Raw genomic sequence first — 15835 nt, 5'->3', positions numbered from 1 at the left:
GCGGCGGCCTCCTCCGGGAGGCCGCCGCGCCGCTGCACACACGCAGACCCACGACGTACGGATGAGGAGGTGGGACATGGTCGGACGCCGGCTGCGCGAGGAGCGCGGGGCGAGTGCGGTGGAGTTCGCGATGATCGTCCCGCTGCTCATCGCGCTCGTCCTCGGCATCGCCGAGTTCGGTCACGCCTTCTCGGTGCAGGGGACGCTGTCCGCGGCTGCTCGTGAAGGTGCCCGGGCGATGGCCCTGCAGAACGACCAGGCCGCCGCCCGCACCGCCGTCCGCGGTGCAGCCGCCACGCTGGACCCGGACATCACCGACGCGCAGATCACCATCACGCCCGCGTCGTGCCCGCTCATCGGCGGCACCGGCGGCAGCACGTACGTGAGCGTGACCATCAGCTACCCCAAGCCCTACCTGACCGGGTTCTTCGGCTCGGGTCTGAGCCTGAGCGCCAAGGGGGTCATGCGGTGCAACGGCTGATCTCCCGGGTCGCCTCCCGGACGGCGCGCCGGCTCGGCGACGAGCACGGGGCCGCCGCCGTCGTGCTGTCGCTGCTGATGGTCCCGATGCTCGGCTTCGCCGCGATCGCGGTCGACGTCGGCGCGCTCTACGCCGAGCGGGCCCGGCTTCAGGTCGCGGCCGACGCGGCCGCCTTCGCCGTCGCCCAGGACTGCGCCCGCGGAGCCTGCGGGGACATGGTCGCGACCGCGTCGGCCGTGGTGGCAGCCAACGACGGCGACGCCAGCGCCGCCCCGCCGGCGCTGTCGAGCGACCCGCTGAGCGTCAGCGTCACCGGCAGCACCCCGGTGCAGCACTGGTTCGCGCCGGTGATCGGGCACGACGCCACCGGGGTGACCGCCTCGGCCACCGTCGGCTGGGGCAGCCCGGACGCCGGCACGGCGGTGCTGCCGCTGACCTTCTCGTGGTGCGAGTTCGAGCGGCAGACCCACGGCGGCCTGCCGTCGGCGACCACCGTGCACACGATCACCCTGACCAAGGGGACCGCGGACGCGATGTCGTGCACCGGTCCCTCGGGCAACTTCGTGCCGGGCGGGTTCGGGTACCTGGACACCGACCCGGGCGTGTGCAGCGCGGCAAGCGCCGTCGAGCAGCGCTCCTACTCCTCGACGGGCAACACCCCGCCCTCGTCGTGCTCCGCGGCGGACGTGACGCAGTGGATCGACCGGACCGTGCTCCTGCCGATCTTCGACGAGTACGACGGCACGGGGAACAACGCGTGGTACGAGGTCTACGGCTACGCGGCCTTCCGGCTCACCGGCTTCCACTTCGGCGGCCAGTTCTCCACCAGCCCGAAGCCGTGCTCCGGGAACGACCGCTGCGTGAGCGGCTACTTCACCCGCTTCGTCGATCTCTCCGAGGCCTTCACCTACAGCTCCGACGCGCCCGCGCTCGGCACCAACATCCTCCGACTCATCCGATAGGGGCCCTCCTGTGAGACGCCGACTGCTGGCCGCCTGCGCGGCCCTGGTCCTCGCCCTCGCCGGCACGGTGGTCCTGGTGGCCTACGTGCGCGGCGCCGACACCCGTGCCCTGGCCGGGGTGCAGACCGTGGACGTGCTGGTCGTGGACCGGCTCGTCCCCGCAGGGACGGGGGCTCCCGAGCTGGCAGCCCTGATCCGGCAGGACCAGGTGCCGGCCCGGGCCGCGGTGGAGGGCCGGGTCACCGACCTCGCCGACCTGGCCGGCCAGGTGGCCACCGTGGACCTGCAGCCGGGGGAGCAGTTGCTCGCCGCCCGCTTCGCCCGCGCGGACCAGCTGCAGGCCCCCGGGACGGTCGCCGTCCCGGCCGGCGCCCAGGAGGTCAGCGTGCTGCTGGAGCCCCAGCGGGCCGTGGGCGGCCGGCTCGCCGCCGGTGACACGGTCGGGGTCTTCGTGTCCCTGGGTGATCCGCCCAGCACGCACGTGGTCCTGCACCGGGTGCTGGTCACCCAGGTGCAGGGCGCCCCGGCGCCGGTCGGGGAGGCCGCCGACGTCGAGACCGCGTCCGCCGGGTCCGCGGCGCCGGCGGCCAGCCTGATGGTCACCCTGGCGGTCACCGCCGAGCAGGCCGAGGGCGTCGTCTTCGGCGCCGAGCACGGCACCCTCTGGCTCTCGCTGGAACCCGACGGCGCCGACATCGACGGCACCGAGGTCGTCACGCCGGACAACGTGTACGGAAAGGACTGGTCATGAGCCGCGTCGTCCTCGCCGCGTCCGACGACGACCTCGCCCGGCGGGTGTCCGCCGCCGCCGACGGCGACGTGCACGTGCTGCCCGCCGGCCGGCTGCCCGGCGACCCGGCGCGGCTGTTCGAGCAGCTCACCGACGGCGAGCTGCCGGAGGTGCTGATGATCGGCCCGGGGGCGCCGGCTGCCGAGGTGCTCGGGCTGGCTGCCCGGATGGACACGCAGTGCCCCGGGATCAGCGTGGTGCTCATCAACCGGCCGGAACCGGAGCTGTGGCAGGCCGCCATGCGGGCCGGCATCCGCGACCTGCTGGACCCCGGTGCCGACGTCGGGGAGATCCGGACGGCGATCGAGCGGGCCGCGCAGGCCGCGGCCGGCCGGCGGCGGGCGCTGCGCCCGGCCGACGACACCAGCCGCTACACGGGCCGGGTGATCACCGTGGCCTCCCCGAAGGGCGGGGTGGGCAAGACGACGGTGGCGACCAACCTGGCCATCGGGCTGACCGCCTCCGCACCGCAGTCCACGGTGCTGGTCGACCTGGACGTGCAGTTCGGCGACGTCGCCTCGGCACTCGGGCTGGCGCCCGAGCACACGCTGCCCGACGCCGTGCACGGCCCGGCGAGCCAGGACACCATGGTCCTCAAGACCTTCCTGACCCGTCACCCCAGCGGGCTGTACGCCGTGTGCGGGTCGGACTCCCCGGCGGCCGGCGACACCGTCTCCGCCGCGGACGTCACCGCGCTGCTCACCTCGCTGGCCCGCGAGTTCCGCTACGTCCTGGTCGACACCGCTCCGGGTCTCTCCGAACAGACGCTCGCCGCCCTGGACCGGGCCACCGACGTCGTGATGCTCAGCAGCATGGACGTGCCCGGGGTGCGCGGTCTGCGCAAGGAGCTCGACGTGCTCCGCGAGCTCTGCATGATCCCGGCCGGCCGGCACGTGGTGATGAACTTCGCCGACCCCAAGGGTGGGCTGTCGGTGCGCGACGTGGAGACGGCGATCGGCACCGGCGTGGACGTCGTCCTCCCGCGGTCGTCGGCCGTGCCGGCGTCCACCAACCAGGGCGTGCCCCTGCTGCAGAGCGGCGGCCGCGACCCGATGACCAAGGAGCTGCGCCGGCTGGTGTCCCGGTTCGCCGCCACGCCGCTGGTCAGCCCCGGCCGGGTCCGCGCCAAGCACCGGGCGGCGTCCTGATGAACCTCGCCTCCCGGCTGGACGCCGCCCGCGGCGTCGCCGTCGCGCCGGTACCGGGCGCGACGGCCGCGCCGGTGCCGACCGCGCCCGCCGCCGGCTTCGCGGGTCCGCCCGTCCCCGACGCCCTGAGCCGGCTCAAGGACCGGGTCGGCAAGGCGCTGTTCGAGCGCATGGGCAGCCGGATGAACGACCCGAGTCTGAGCGAGGACCAGCTGCGCACCATCGTGCTCGGCGAACTCGACGAGGTGGTGGAGGAGGAGAGCGTCCCGCTCAGCAGCGACGAGCGGCAGCGGCTCACCGCCGAGCTGGCCGATGACGTCCTGGGCTACGGCCCGCTGCAGCGGCTGCTCGACGACCCCGCGGTCACCGAGATCATGGTGAACGGCCCGGACTCCATCTACGTGGAGCAGCACGGCCGGCTCAGCCGGACGGGGTCGCGCTTCGCCTCCGAGGAGCACCTGCGCCGGGTCATCGACCGGATCGTCTCCCGGGTGGGACGGCGGATCGACGAGTCCTCGCCGCTGGTCGACGCGCGCCTGGCCGACGGTTCCCGGGTCAACGCGATCATCCCGCCGCTGGCCTTCAGCGGCTCCACGCTCACGATCCGCAAGTTCGCCAAGGACCCGTTCACCGTCGACGACCTGATCGGCTTCGGCACCCTGTCACCGGAGATGGCCGAGCTGCTGGACGCCTGCGTGGCGGCGCGGCTCAACGTGATCGTCTCGGGCGGCACCGGCACCGGGAAGACGACCCTGCTCAACGTGCTGTCCTCGTTCATCCCCGAGGGCGAGCGGATCGTCACCATCGAGGACGCCGTCGAGCTGCAGCTGCAGCAGGAGCACGTGGTCCGCCTGGAGTCCCGACCGCCCAACATCGAGGGCAGGGGTGAGATCACCATCCGCGACCTGGTGCGGAACTCGCTCCGCATGCGCCCCGACCGCATCGTGGTGGGGGAGTGCCGCGGCGGGGAGAGCCTGGACATGCTGCAGGCGATGAACACCGGCCACGACGGCTCGCTGTCCACCGTCCACGCCAACACCCCGCGGGACGCGATCGCCCGGCTGGAGACCCTCGTGCTGATGGCCGGCATGGACCTGCCGCTGCGGGCCATCCGCGAGCAGATCGCCTCCGCCGTCGACGTCGTCGTGCAGATATCGCGGCTGCGCGACGGCAGCCGGCGGGTCACCCACGTCACCGAGGTCCAGGGCATGGAGGGGGAGACGGTCACGCTGCAGGACGCCTTCCTCTTCGACTACTCCGCGGGCGTCGACGCGCACGGGAAGTTCCTGGGCAAGCCGGTGCCCACCGGGGTCCGCCCGCGGTTCACCGACAAGTTCGACGACCTCGGGATCACGCTCTCCCCGCGGGTGTTCGGCGCTGCCGAGGTCCCCCGCCAGCGGAGCTGGTCGTGATGACCTCGGGACTCCTCGTCCTGGGGGTGTCGGCCGTGCTGGCCGCGCTCCTCCTGACGGCTCTCGTCGTCCTGCCCGCGGGCCCCGCCCGGGTGCCGCTCAGCCGGCTGGACCCGACCACCGCGCCGCCCTCCTCCGCGCTCGCCGGTGCCGGGGCGGCCGCCGGTGCGGCGGTGGGCAGGGTGCTGGAGAAGCGGGGCCGGGCCGCAGCGGGCACCGCCGCTCTGGAGCGGGCAGGTGTCGCGACGGCGCTGCCGGACTTCGTCCTGCTGGTCGGCGTGGCCACTCTCGGCCTGGGGGCGGCCGGGGCGCTGCTGGGCGGGCCGCTGCTCGGCGTCCTCGCCGTCCTGGCCGGGCCACTGGGTGCCCGGCTGCTGCTGCGGGTCCGGGCCGCACGGCGGCGGGCCGCGTTCGCCGACCAGCTCGACGACTCCCTGCAGCTGATGGCCAGCAGCCTGCGGGCGGGGCACAGCCTGCTCCGGGCGGTCGACTCGGTGTCCCACGAGGCGGAGTCGCCGACGTCGGAGGAGTTCGCCCGGATCGTCAACGAGACCCGGGTGGGCCGCGACCTCGGTGACGCCCTCGACGAGGTGGCCGAGCGCATGGGCAGCAACGACTTCGTCTGGGTCGCCCAGGCCATCGCGATCCACCGCGAGGTCGGGGGCAACCTGGCCGAGGTGCTGGACGCGGTCGGTCACACCATCCGGGAGCGCAACGCCATCCGCCGCCAGGTGAAGGCGCTGTCCGCGGAGGGGAAGCTGTCGGCGACCGTGCTGATGGCGCTGCCGTTCGGCATCATCGCGTTCCTCTCGGTGACCAACCCGGCCTACCTGGCCAAGTTCACCCAGAGCCTCGCCGGCTACGCCATGCTCGCGGTGGCCGCGGTGATGATGGCCGTCGGCGGGTTCTGGCTCAAGAAGACCGTGGCGATCCGGTTCTGATCATGGACCTGCCCCTCGCAGTGCTCACGGCCGCCGGCGCGGTGGCCCTCGCGCTGCCGCTGCTCGGCTGGGCCGCCCTCAGCCGCCCCGCGCCGGCCGCCGTCCAGGCACGGGAGAACCTCACCCGCGGTCTGGACCTGCCCTCCGCCTCTGCGGCCCGGTCCGGCTCCCGGGCGGGGGCCGGCCTGGCCCGGGCGCTGACGCCGCGGGGCACCGCCGCCCGGCTCAACCGGCTGGCCGGTACCGCCGGCCGCCCGGCGGCCTGGCCGCTGCCCCGGCTCATCGCGGCGAAGCTGGTGCTCGCCGCCGTCGCTGCGGGCCTGGGGGTCGTGGTCGTCTCCGGTCGTCCCGGCCTCCTGCCCGGTCTCCTCGCCGTGGCGGTGACCGGCGTGTCCTACTTCGTGCCGGAGCTGTTGCTGTACAGCCGCGGGCAGGAGCGGCAGCAGGCGATCAGCCTGGAGCTGGCCGACACGCTGGACCAGATGACCATCGCCGTGGAGGCCGGGCTGGGGTTCGAGTCGGCGATGGCCCGGGCGGGGAAGAACGGCACCGGACCGCTCGCCGAGGAGCTGGTCCGCACGCTGCAGGACATCGCGGTGGGTCAGCCCCGCCGGGACGCCTACCTCGCCCTCGCCGAGCGCACCGCCGTCCCCGACCTTCGCCGGTTCATCCGGGCCGTCGTGCAAGCCGACCAGTACGGCGTCTCGATCGCCGACGTGCTGCGCACCCAGGCGCAGGAGATGCGGCTCAAGCGCCGTCAGCGGGCCGAGGAGAAGGCCATGCAGATCCCGGTCAAGGTGATCTTCCCGTTGATCCTCTGCATCCTGCCGACCCTGTTCATCGTCCTGCTCGGGCCCGCCGTCATGGACATCGTGGCGGCGTTCAGCGGCTGAGCCGGCCGCCTCGAGGTCGTGACGGCCGGCCCGTCACCACGATGTCCCCGGACTGGGCCGGTCAGCCGGTGGAGCGGGGCTGGGCCGGGTTGGTCGGGTCGCCCTGCGACGGCGGGTTGATCTTCGGGCCGGTGGTCGCCTCGGACACCGGTGAACCGCCGGACGGGGCCGGCGCCTGCTCGGGCTGGGCACCCTCTGGATCGCCCCCGGAGGGCTGCGCGCCGGACTTCAGCTCGTCGAGCCGGTGGGTCATCGCCTGCACCACCTGCACCCGGTCGGCGTGCGACCGCTCGTAGTCCAGCAGCGTCTCCAGCTGCTGGGCGTCCAGCGTCCGGATGCGGGAGGTCAGGCTCCCCACGGGCAGGTGGTCGTAGTCGGGCAGGGGCAGCGTCTCGTGTTCGGTCATGCCGGCTCCTTCGTACCTCGCGGCAACGTGTCCCGGTCCGCCTACCCGACGGGCCGGGACTGACACACCGGGTGTGAGCCCCGGGGGCGTGGGTAGGCCGCGACGACGCACGTCGTGGTCCCACCGGGCCGCGAGACGAACGACCGAAGGAGCTGCTCACCTGATGGACGTGTCCTTCCTGGAGCCGGTGTTCGCCGCCCCGGGCCCGTACGCCACCGTCTGCGTGGACGTCACCCACACGACCGAGAACGCCGATGCCGAGGTGGAGCTCCGGGTCCGCGCCGCCTGCGAGGAGCTGGCCGGCCAGGGGGCGCCCGAGGAGGTGGTCGAGGCCGTCCGCAGCCGCCTGCTGCGGGTCAACGAGGGCGGGCAGATCGCCACCCTGCGCGGCCGGGCCCTCATCGTGGCCGGCGACGGCCGGATCGTGTTCGACGAGGTGCTCGCCGACGCCCCCCGTGAACCGCTGGCCTCCTGGGGACCGCACCCGCCGCTGCTGCCGGTGCTGCGCCAGCTCGCCGGGCGGGTGCCGCACGTGGTCGTCGTCGCCGACCGGGTCGGCGCCGACATCTCCGTGGCCACCCTCGCCGGGCACCCCACCGAGGAGGACGAGGTCGACGGCGACACCTTCCACATGCGCAAGGTGAAGGTCGGTGGCTGGGCGCACAACACCTACATGCACACCGCCGAGAACCAGTGGGAGGAGAACGCCGGCCAGGTGGCCGGCGAGGTCGACACCCTGGTCAAGCAGCACAAGGCGCAGTTCGTGCTGCTCGCCGGTGACGTCCGGGCCAAGCAGCTCATCGCCGACAAGGCCACCAAGGAGGTCTCCGACGTCCTGGTGAGCATGGACGGGGGTGGCCGGGCCGCCGGGGCCGACCGGGAGCCGATCGAGCAGCGCGCGGTCGAGCTGGTGGCCGAGAACGAGGCCCACGAGCAGTCCGGTGCGGTCGAGCGGGTGCAGGCGGCCGGCGCCCACGGGCTCGCGGTGACCGGGACGGAGCTGGTCGTCGAGGCGCTGCGCAAGGCCCAGGTCGAGGAGCTGGTGCTGGCCGACGACATCGCCGACGAGGGCGACCTGCTGGTCGGCCCCGATCCGCTGCAGCTGGGCGTCGGCGCCGACGAGCTGCGCGCCCTCGGCGTCGACGGCGCGGAGCCCGTGCCCGCCGACCGGGCGCTGCTGCGCGCCGCGATCGGCAGCAGTGCGCGCGTGGTCGTCGTCCCCCGGACGGCGATGCCCGGCGGCATCCCGGTGGCCGCCGTCCTGCGCTACACCGACGACTCCACCCCCAGCTGACCCCACTCCCGGCCGACCTCGCACCACCACGAACCCCGCACCACCGCGAACCCCCCACCACCGCGAACCCTCGCACCACCACGAACGGAGCACCGATGACCGACCCCCACCAGCCCGCCACCTCCCCGGGCACCGACCCGGCCGACGTCGAGCGGCGAGCGCAGATCTCCCAGTCCCTGGGCAAGGAGGTCTGGCCGGCCGACCGCGACGCCCTGCTTGCGAAGGCGCAGGAGGCCAACGCCCCCGACAACGTGGTCTCGGCGCTGCGCCGGCTCCCCGCCGGCACCCGGTTCACCAACGTCCAGGAGGTCGCCGAGGCCCTCGGCATGGGCACCGAGCAGCACCGCTTCTAGCGGAAGGACCCCGTCCTCCCCACCCTTCGCAGGCTCACGGCGGGACCCGGGACGGGGCCGCCCCATCGGATGAGAGGGAAGTCACTGTGCCGAGCATGAAGGAGCCGACACCGGAGGCGCGGGCCAACGTCACCGAGGAGAACGTGGAGTCGCGGGCCCAGCTGCTCCCCGAGGAGACCTCGGTCGGGCCGAGCGCCGATCCGGAGGCCCAGGCCGCGGTCATCCTGGCCGAGTCCGAGGAGCGCACGGTGCACGCCGACCCCGACGACGCCCAGGGTGGGCACCGGCAGAGCTCGGACACCGCCGACTGACCCCGGGCCGACCGACCCCGTGCACGGCAGCGCCCCCGAGGAACTCCTCGGGGGCGCTGTCGTGCGTCAGGCCGGTGGGGGGGCGGTGCTGTCCCGGACGACCAGCTCGGTGGCCAGCTCCAGCCGCGGGCTCTCCACCGGCTCGCCGCGGACCAGCCGCAGCAGGGTGCGGGCCGCGACCATGCCCATCTCGGCCAGCGGTTGGTGCACCGTGGTCAGCGGCGGAGAAGTCCACTGCGCCGCCGGCAGGTCGTCGAAGCCGACGATGCTGACGTCCTCTGGCACCCGCAGCCCCCGGCGCCGGACCGCCTCGTAGACGCCCATCGCCATCTGGTCGTTGGCCGCGAACACCGCGGTCGGCGGCTCGGGGAGGGCCAGCAGCCGGCTCGCCGCGGCGAAACCGGACTCGTAGCCGAAGTCGCCCTCCAGCATCAGGTCCGGGTCGACGCGCAGCCCGGCCGCGGCCAGCCCCGCCCGGTACCCGCCGAGCCGCGCCCGGCTGCACGACAGCTCCGCCGTGCCGCCCACGTAGCCGATCCGCCGGTGCCCCAGGCCCAGCAGGTGCTCGGTGGCGCTCACCCCGCCGGCCCAGTTGGTCGCACCGATGGTCGGGACGTCGAGCGCCGGCACGCCGGCCGGGTCGATCACCACGGCGGGCACGTGCAGCTCGCGGAGCTCGGACTCCAGCGCCGGGTCCAGGGCGCTGGTCACCAGCACCGCGCCGTCACTCGCCCGGGCGCGCAGGTTGTCCAGCCACACCCGGGCGTCGCTGGCCCGGCGGTGGATGGCGCTGATCACCGTGCCCGCCCCCTCGGCGTGCACGGCGCCCTCGACGCCGCGGATGATCTCCAGGGCCCACGGGCTGTCCAGGTCGCTGAAGACCAGGTCGACGAGCTTGGGGGTCTCCGGCGCGCGCCCGCCGCGCCGCTGGTACCCGTGCGAGCGCAGCAGCGCCTCGACCCGCTGCCGGGTGTGCGGGGCGACGTCGGACCGGCCGTTGAGCACGCGCGAGACCGTCGGCACGGACACCCCCGCCTCGGCCGCGATGGCCGCGATGGTGACCGTGCGTGCCTGCGTCTCGGACACCGGCCCCTCCTCGTCGTCGAAGGGTCCACCCTACGGCCCGCGCGCCCGGCCACCAGCCCCGAGCGGGTGACAACGGGACACGCCGATGCCCAGTTGTCACGGCAGTCAGGCGTTCGTAATGTGCCGCACACCACTTTCCGGAAACTCCCGGTTTGGCATCGACGCCGACGAGAGGTTGCGCCATGCGCCCCCAGCGGTCCCTGTCCCGAACGTTCGTCCGGTGCGCGGTGGGGGTGGGCATGCTGCCCGTCCTCCTCGGCGCCACCCTCGCCCCGGCGGCGGCCGGGGAGCGTGGCCGGGCTCCCGACCACGCCCCCGACCACGCCGTGGAGCAACGCGTCCACAAGGCCCTCGACCGGCTCGGCCTGCGCGACGTGGCGCCGCACGACCTGGAGATCGGCACCGCCGTCGCCGGGGGCGGGCACCACCTCGAGCAGGACTACCCCGACCCGTTCACCTACGACGAGACCTACCGCAAGGCCCTGGCGCGGGAGTTCAGCTCGCTGTCGCCGGAGAACCAGATGAAGTGGGAGTTCATCCACCCGGAGCAGGGCCGGTACGACTTCGCCGCCGCCGACGCGATCGTCGAGTTCGCCCAGCGCCACGGGCAGGTCGTGCGGGGCCACACGCTGCTGTGGCACAGCCAGAACCCGGAGTGGCTGGAGGAGGGCGACTTCACCCCCGAGGAGCTGCGCGCGATCCTCAAGGACCACATCCAGACCGTCGTCGGCCGCTACGCCGGCAAGATCCAGCAGTGGGACGTCACCAACGAGATCTTCACCGACGGGGCGAACCCCACCTTCCGCCCGGAGAACATCTGGATCAGCGAGCTGGGCCCGGGCATCATCGCCGACGCCTTCCGCTGGGCGCACGAGGCCGACCCGCAGGCGACGCTGTTCCTCAACGACTACGCGGTCGACGACATCGGGGCCAAGAGCGACGCCTACTTCGCCCTCGCCCAGGACCTGCTGGCCCAGGGCGTGCCGCTGCACGGCTTCGCCACCCAGTCACACCTGAGCTTCGAGTACCCCTTCCCGGCGACCCTGCAGGAGAACCTGCAGCGCTTCGACGACCTGGGCCTGGAGACGGCGATCACCGAGCTCGACGTCCGGATGCCGCTCGGGGAGAACGGCCGGCCCACCTGGCAGCAGCTGAGCCAGCAGGCCGACTGGTACCGCGGGGCCCTGGCGGCCTGCCTCGGGGTCGAGGACTGCAACTCCTTCACCATCTGGGGGTTCAACGACAAGTACTCCTGGGTGCCGGTCTTCTTCGAGGGCACCGGCGCGGCCAACGTGATGTTCGAGGACTACACGCGCAAGCCCGCCTACTGGGCACTGGCCGTCACCCTCGCCAAGGCCCGCTGGCTGGGCTGGCGGTGACCGGGGCGGCGGCCCGGCGCGCCACCCTGCCGGCTCGCCGCTGAACCGCGCCCGGTGGGGAGCCCGGTGACTGACCGGGCTCCCCACCGGGTAGCCGTCCCGGCGTTGGTGGACCGACGACCGGGAGGTGCGACCGTGCCCAAGACGACCAGGAGCGGCGACGCGAAGCAGAGCGAGATCCCCAGCACGCTGCAGCGTTCGGACGAGAAGGCGCAGCGGACGTTCGCCAAGGCCCACGACTCCGCCGCCGAGGAGTACGGCGACGAGCAGCGGGCCAACCGGGTCGCCTGGGGCGCGGTGAAGCACACCCACGAGAAGGTCGGTGACCACTGGGAGCCCAAGGAGGGCGGCAGGAAGGGTCCCAGCGACGAGCAGTCCGCGAAGGGGAACGCCGACACCGACTACGACAGCAAGGGCGGCGTGGACGCGAACGCCAGCAAGTCCCACCTCTACGACCTGGCCAAGGACGCCGACATCCCGGGCCGCTCGAAGATGGACAAGGACGAGCTCGCCGACGCGCTGCAGAAGGCGAACGACCGGAAGACCGCCGAGGCGCGGGAGAAGTGACCCGGCGACACTGAGCGGGTGCACCGGGAGGAGATCAGGCTCCGCTACGAGCGGGCGAGCCAGTGGCCGCTGGTCGTCGTCGCCCTGCTGTTCGTCACCGCCTACGCCTGGCGGGTGCTGCGCCCGGACATCCCGGACTGGGTCCAGACGACGCTGACCGTGGTCACCCTGGCGGCCTGGCCGATCTTCGGCATCGACTACCTGATCCGGCTCGTGCTGGCCGAGCAGCGCTGGCGCTTCGTCCGGCGGAACTGGCTCGACGGCCTGGCGGTGCTGCTGCCGCTGCTGCGGCCGCTGCGCATCGTCAGCCTGGTCCGGGTCGCGCGGGTGCTCGACCGCAAGCTCACCGTCTCGCTGCACGGCCGGGTGGCCTGGTACGTCGCGCTGATCGCGCTGCTGATCTCCTTCATGGCCTCCCTCGCCGTCTACGACGCCGAGCGCGACGCCGTCGACGCGGTCATCACCAGCTACGGCGACGCGGTCTGGTGGGCGGTGGCGACCATCACCACCGTCGGTTACGGCGACGCCTACCCGGTGACCGCGGAGGGCCGGCTCGTCGCGGTGCTGCTGATGGTCGGCGGCATCGCCCTGCTCGGTGTGGTCACCGCCGCGGTCGCCTCCTGGTTCGTCGGCCGGGTGGCCGACGCCGCCCAGGACGCCCGCGAGCCCGACGCGGCCGGGACGGTGCTGCAGGCCGAGGTGCGCCAGCTCGCCGAGGAGGTGCGCCGGTTGCGCGCCGAGCTCGGCCGGCGCGACGACGACGTCAGCGCGACGGGACCACGATGAGCTCGGTCTGCCGGCCGTCGAGGTACTCCACCCCGCCGGTGGTCAGCGCGATGCCCTGCTCCAGCCCCATCCGGACCAGCTGACCGCCCCACTCCGGCACCGGCACCCGCACGCACAGCTCCAGCGCCCAGACCGTGTCGGGGTGCACGACCGCCGCACCGGCGCCCGGCACCCCGCCCTGCTGGTCCCACATGCCGATCGCCGGACCGGCACCGTGCCCGTGCACGCCCACCGGGTGGGAGTAGACGTCGCCGTCGATCCCGGCGGCGGCCGCGGCGGCGCGGGCGGCGGCGAGCACCTGGTCGCCGGTGCACCCCGGCTGCAGCGCCGCCGTCGTCAGGTCCTGCATCCGGTTGCCCACCCGCAGCGCCTCGGCCAGGCCGGCCGGCGGCCGGGTCTCCCCGGGCCGCAGCACGTAGGCGTTGCGCTGGGTGTCGGTGGTCAGGCCCAGGCTGGAGAGGCCGACGTCGCAGTGCAGCAGGTCGCCGGGCTCGACGACGGCGTCGTACGGGACGCCGGGCAGCACCGTGCCGTGCTCGTCGACCAGCGGGGTGCCGGCGCGCTGCAGCCCCACCGTCGGCTGGAACCAGGGGTCGACCCCCAGGTCGGCGAACCGCTGCCGGATCCACCACGCGAGGTCCAGCGCCGTGGTGCGCCCCAGCTCGATCACCGCGGGCGAGAACGCCTCCGCGATCACCTCGTGCACCAGCCGGTTCATCGCGCGCAGCGCCGCGATCTCCTCCGGCAGCCGGGTCTCCAGCCACCCGACGACCAGCTGCTCGGCGGAGACGACCCGCTCCGCGTGCGGGCCGAGGGCGGCCATCAGCAGCCGGTGCTCGGTGGCGGACAGCCCGTCGGCGTGCGCGAACGTCCCCGACACGTCGACGCCGATGGCCCGCGGCGCCGCCTGGTCGACGAACCGGCGGACCGACGCCCACTGCGACGCCTCGGCGTCGAGCCCGGGGCGCTCGTCGTCCTCCCAGGCCGACTCGAACTGCCCGACCGGGTAGCGGGAGACGGCCGCCGCGGTGACCCCGTCGTCGCTGCGGTGGAACAGCAGGATGGTGCGCCGCCGGGCCGACAGCCAGGTCGCCGGTAGCAGCGTCGGCAGCACCGGGTCCTCGTTGTACTCCCGGCCCACGACCACCCACAGGTCGATGCCGGCGCGGTCCATCAGCGCCGGCAACAGGTCCAGCAGCCGCTGGGTGAGCCAGCGGTCACGCACGTCGGCCTGCTCCCGCAGCGGCAGCGGCACGGTGCTGGTCGGGTCCGGGCCCGGACGCCCCGGCGTGATCACGGTCATGAGGCGAGGAAAGCAGAACCTGCGGCGGTCCACCGCACGGACGCGGTCACGCCATGCCACCGGACGCCGCGTCGGGTGCCTGCGCCGAGGGCTGCTCCGGCTCGGGGGAGCGGGGGTCGCGGGGGAGCGGCACGAGGTGGCCACCGGCCAGCACCACCTGGTCCCGCCCGCCCTTCTTGGCCCGGTACATCGCCGCGTCGGCGCGGTCGACCAGCCGCCACAGCGCCTCGGCCGGGTCCTCGGTGTCACCGGGGCGGGTCAGCGCCACCCCGATGGAGACCGTCACCTCCCGGTCGCGCCCGGCGGTGCTGGTGGCCACCGCGGTGCGCAGCCGCTCGGCCAGCTGCCGCGCCTCGGCCTGGTCGCCGGCCAGCCCGATGACCACCAGCTCCTCGCCACCGGTGCGGGCGAGCACGTCGGTCGGGCGCACGGTGCGGCCCAGGGCCGCTGCCACGCAGCGCAGCACCTCGTCCCCGACCGCGTGGCCGTAGGCGTCGTTCAGCCGCTTGAAGTGGTCCAGGTCGAGCACCAGGGAGACCACCCGCTGGCCCTCCCGGCGGGCCTGCCGCCAGATCCGCGGGGCCTGCTCCACCAGGCAGCGACGGTTGGCCAGCCCGGTCAGCGGATCGGTCGAGGACAGCGCCCGGGTGTGGGTCAGCAGCCGCTCGACCCGGCGGCGCAGCAGGAACACGCCCAGGGTCACCAGGTCCAGCACCACGGCGTTCACCGCGACCTGCACGACCAGGCTGGCGACATCGGGGTAGCTGCCGGCCAGCGCGGCGGCGCAGGCCACCACCACCAGGGCCATGTGTAGGGCGAGCATCCGGGGACCGAGGAACCAGGCGGCGGCGGCGCAGCAGAACAGCAGCATCAGCGGCGGGGAGTACAGCAGCGGGTCGGTCACGGCGCGGGCCACCACGACGTAGACGACGTCCCCGACGACCACCAGCGCCGCCGTCGTCGCCGGCTCCACCCGCCGGCGCACCGCCAGCGCGACGCCGAGCACCAGGAGCCCGGCCATCGCACCGAGGTACAGCCACCGGGTCGGCCCCTCGCGCAGCACCCCGTCGGTGAACAGGTTGAGCGAGCCCAGCCCGGCGCCCACGGCCAGCAGCGCGGCCAGGCACCAGGCGGCCACCCGGTGGTCGGTGGCCCCCCAGGAGGAGGGTGCGGCGCCGTCGTCCGGATGTCGGTGACGCTCCGTGCCCGGTCCCCGCTCGCCCGTCATGGCAGCAGGATGCACCACCGGCGGCTCCGGCAGAACCCCCCGCTGAGCTGCCCGTTCCGGTACCGGGGGGTCCGTGCGTGGGCGCCGGCGGGGCGGCGCGGACCGGGTGCGGGTGCGAGGCTGGGGCGGTCCGAGGAGAGAGGAGGCCGACGTGGCCACAGGACCCTGGTTCTACTGCCTCAAGCACGACGCGGTGGAGACCCGCGACGGCTGCGCCGAGCGGCACCGGCTCGGTCCGTTCGACACCCGCGAGGAGGCCGAGCAGGCGCTGGCGAAGGTCGCCGAGCGCAACGAGGCGGCCGACGCCGCCGACCGGGAGTGGGAGGAGGGGCCCCGCCGCTGAGCGGGCCCCCGCCGGTGGTCCGCCCGGCCGGGAACGGCCGGGAGGGGCATGATCGTCGGCAGCGGGGGGGGGGGGGGGGGGGGGGGGGGGGGGGGGGGGGGGGGGGGGGGGGGGGGGTGGGGGGGGGGGGGGGGGGGGGGGGGGGGGGGGGG

Annotated in this window: 18 protein-coding genes; 14 read left to right on the top strand and 4 right to left on the bottom strand. The window is 74.3% G+C overall.

Translation table 11 applies throughout. The features are described from left to right. Positions 1-76 precede the first annotated feature (76 nt). The 7 genes from ACI79U_RS20445 to ACI79U_RS20415 are packed head-to-tail and all read left to right on the top strand — an operon-like array spanning position 77 to position 6627. A complete protein-coding gene (locus tag ACI79U_RS20445) occupies positions 77-481 on the top strand; it encodes a TadE/TadG family type IV pilus assembly protein (protein ID WP_457071166.1) in 405 nt (134 codons plus the stop codon). Then, entirely contained in the window at positions 469-1443 is a 975-nt protein-coding gene (locus ACI79U_RS20440; RefSeq protein WP_457071164.1) for a pilus assembly protein TadG-related protein, read from the top strand. The genes ACI79U_RS20445 and ACI79U_RS20440 overlap by 13 nt, the downstream gene beginning before the upstream one ends. Before the next feature lie 10 nt (positions 1444-1453). Beyond that, positions 1454-2194 carry a Flp pilus assembly protein CpaB gene (cpaB, locus tag ACI79U_RS20435; protein ID WP_457071162.1) on the top strand — a complete coding sequence of 247 codons (741 nt, stop codon included), beginning with the start codon at positions 1454-1456 and terminating at the stop codon, positions 2192-2194. Continuing rightward, a complete protein-coding gene (locus tag ACI79U_RS20430) occupies positions 2191-3381 on the top strand; it encodes an AAA family ATPase (protein WP_457071160.1) in 1191 nt (396 codons plus the stop codon). Before cpaB ends, ACI79U_RS20430 begins: the two co-directional genes overlap by 4 nt. Next, the gene (locus ACI79U_RS20425) at positions 3381-4793 is read left to right on the top strand and encodes a CpaF family protein (protein WP_457071158.1); all 1413 of its coding nucleotides are present in this window, start codon (positions 3381-3383) and stop codon (positions 4791-4793) included. Before ACI79U_RS20430 ends, ACI79U_RS20425 begins: the two co-directional genes overlap by 1 nt. Beyond that, positions 4793-5734, top strand: a complete 942-nt coding sequence (locus tag ACI79U_RS20420) for a type II secretion system F family protein (protein WP_457071156.1) — start codon at positions 4793-4795, stop codon at positions 5732-5734. The genes ACI79U_RS20425 and ACI79U_RS20420 overlap by 1 nt, the downstream gene beginning before the upstream one ends. Positions 5735-5736: 2 nt before the next feature. Continuing rightward, a complete protein-coding gene (locus ACI79U_RS20415) occupies positions 5737-6627 on the top strand; it encodes a type II secretion system F family protein (RefSeq protein ID WP_457071154.1) in 891 nt (296 codons plus the stop codon). Between the two features lie 61 nt (positions 6628-6688). Here ACI79U_RS20415 and ACI79U_RS20410 read toward each other — a convergent pair whose 3' ends face one another. Continuing rightward, complete coding sequence (locus ACI79U_RS20410) at positions 6689-7033, bottom strand: hypothetical protein (protein ID WP_457071152.1); 345 nt, start codon at positions 7031-7033, stop codon at positions 6689-6691. Between the two features lie 163 nt (positions 7034-7196). Between ACI79U_RS20410 and ACI79U_RS20405 the strand changes: the two genes are divergently transcribed. The 3 genes from ACI79U_RS20405 (at position 7197) to ACI79U_RS20395 (ending at position 8991) form a co-directional block, all read left to right on the top strand. Continuing rightward, the gene (locus tag ACI79U_RS20405) at positions 7197-8327 is read left to right on the top strand and encodes a baeRF2 domain-containing protein (protein ID WP_457071150.1); all 1131 of its coding nucleotides are present in this window, start codon (positions 7197-7199) and stop codon (positions 8325-8327) included. Positions 8328-8422: 95 nt separating this feature from the next. Next, positions 8423-8680, top strand: coding sequence for a DUF2795 domain-containing protein (locus tag ACI79U_RS20400; protein ID WP_457071148.1), 258 nt, complete (start codon positions 8423-8425; stop codon positions 8678-8680). A 95-nt stretch (positions 8681-8775) separates the two neighbouring features. After that, positions 8776-8991 carry a hypothetical protein gene (locus ACI79U_RS20395; RefSeq protein ID WP_457071146.1) on the top strand — a complete coding sequence of 72 codons (216 nt, stop codon included), beginning with the start codon at positions 8776-8778 and terminating at the stop codon, positions 8989-8991. A 66-nt stretch (positions 8992-9057) separates the two neighbouring features. Here ACI79U_RS20395 and ACI79U_RS20390 read toward each other — a convergent pair whose 3' ends face one another. After that, the gene (locus tag ACI79U_RS20390; protein ID WP_457071144.1) at positions 9058-10077 is read right to left on the bottom strand and encodes a LacI family DNA-binding transcriptional regulator; all 1020 of its coding nucleotides are present in this window, start codon (positions 10075-10077) and stop codon (positions 9058-9060) included. A gap of 239 nt (positions 10078-10316) precedes the next feature. Between ACI79U_RS20390 and ACI79U_RS20385 the strand changes: the two genes are divergently transcribed. The 3 genes from ACI79U_RS20385 to ACI79U_RS20375 all read left to right on the top strand — a co-directional run bounded on the left by ACI79U_RS20385 (position 10317) and on the right by ACI79U_RS20375 (position 12809). Then, complete coding sequence (locus ACI79U_RS20385) at positions 10317-11456, top strand: endo-1,4-beta-xylanase (protein WP_457071141.1); 1140 nt, start codon at positions 10317-10319, stop codon at positions 11454-11456. Positions 11457-11591: 135 nt separating this feature from the next. Then, entirely contained in the window at positions 11592-12023 is a 432-nt protein-coding gene (locus ACI79U_RS20380; protein WP_457071139.1) for a ChaB family protein, read from the top strand. 18 nt (positions 12024-12041) lie between these two features. Next, complete coding sequence (locus ACI79U_RS20375) at positions 12042-12809, top strand: potassium channel family protein (RefSeq protein WP_457071137.1); 768 nt, start codon at positions 12042-12044, stop codon at positions 12807-12809. Here ACI79U_RS20375 and ACI79U_RS20370 read toward each other — a convergent pair. Both ACI79U_RS20370 and ACI79U_RS20365 read right to left on the bottom strand, forming a co-directional pair. Next, a complete protein-coding gene (locus ACI79U_RS20370; RefSeq protein ID WP_457071135.1) occupies positions 12787-14112 on the bottom strand; it encodes a M24 family metallopeptidase in 1326 nt (441 codons plus the stop codon). The two genes, ACI79U_RS20375 and ACI79U_RS20370, sit on opposite strands and share 23 nt — an antisense overlap. A gap of 46 nt (positions 14113-14158) precedes the next feature. After that, complete coding sequence (locus ACI79U_RS20365; RefSeq protein ID WP_457071133.1) at positions 14159-15340, bottom strand: diguanylate cyclase; 1182 nt, start codon at positions 15338-15340, stop codon at positions 14159-14161. Between the two features lie 151 nt (positions 15341-15491). On the opposite strand from ACI79U_RS20365, the gene ACI79U_RS20360 reads away from it, so the two are divergent. Then, complete coding sequence (locus ACI79U_RS20360) at positions 15492-15683, top strand: hypothetical protein (protein ID WP_457071131.1); 192 nt, start codon at positions 15492-15494, stop codon at positions 15681-15683. Positions 15684-15835 lie beyond the last annotated feature (152 nt).

The sequence above is a fragment of the Modestobacter sp. SYSU DS0904 genome, from assembly GCF_054051115.1.
The sequence above is the reverse complement of the archived record's forward strand: the minus strand, read 5'-3'. Positions and strand labels throughout refer to the sequence as shown.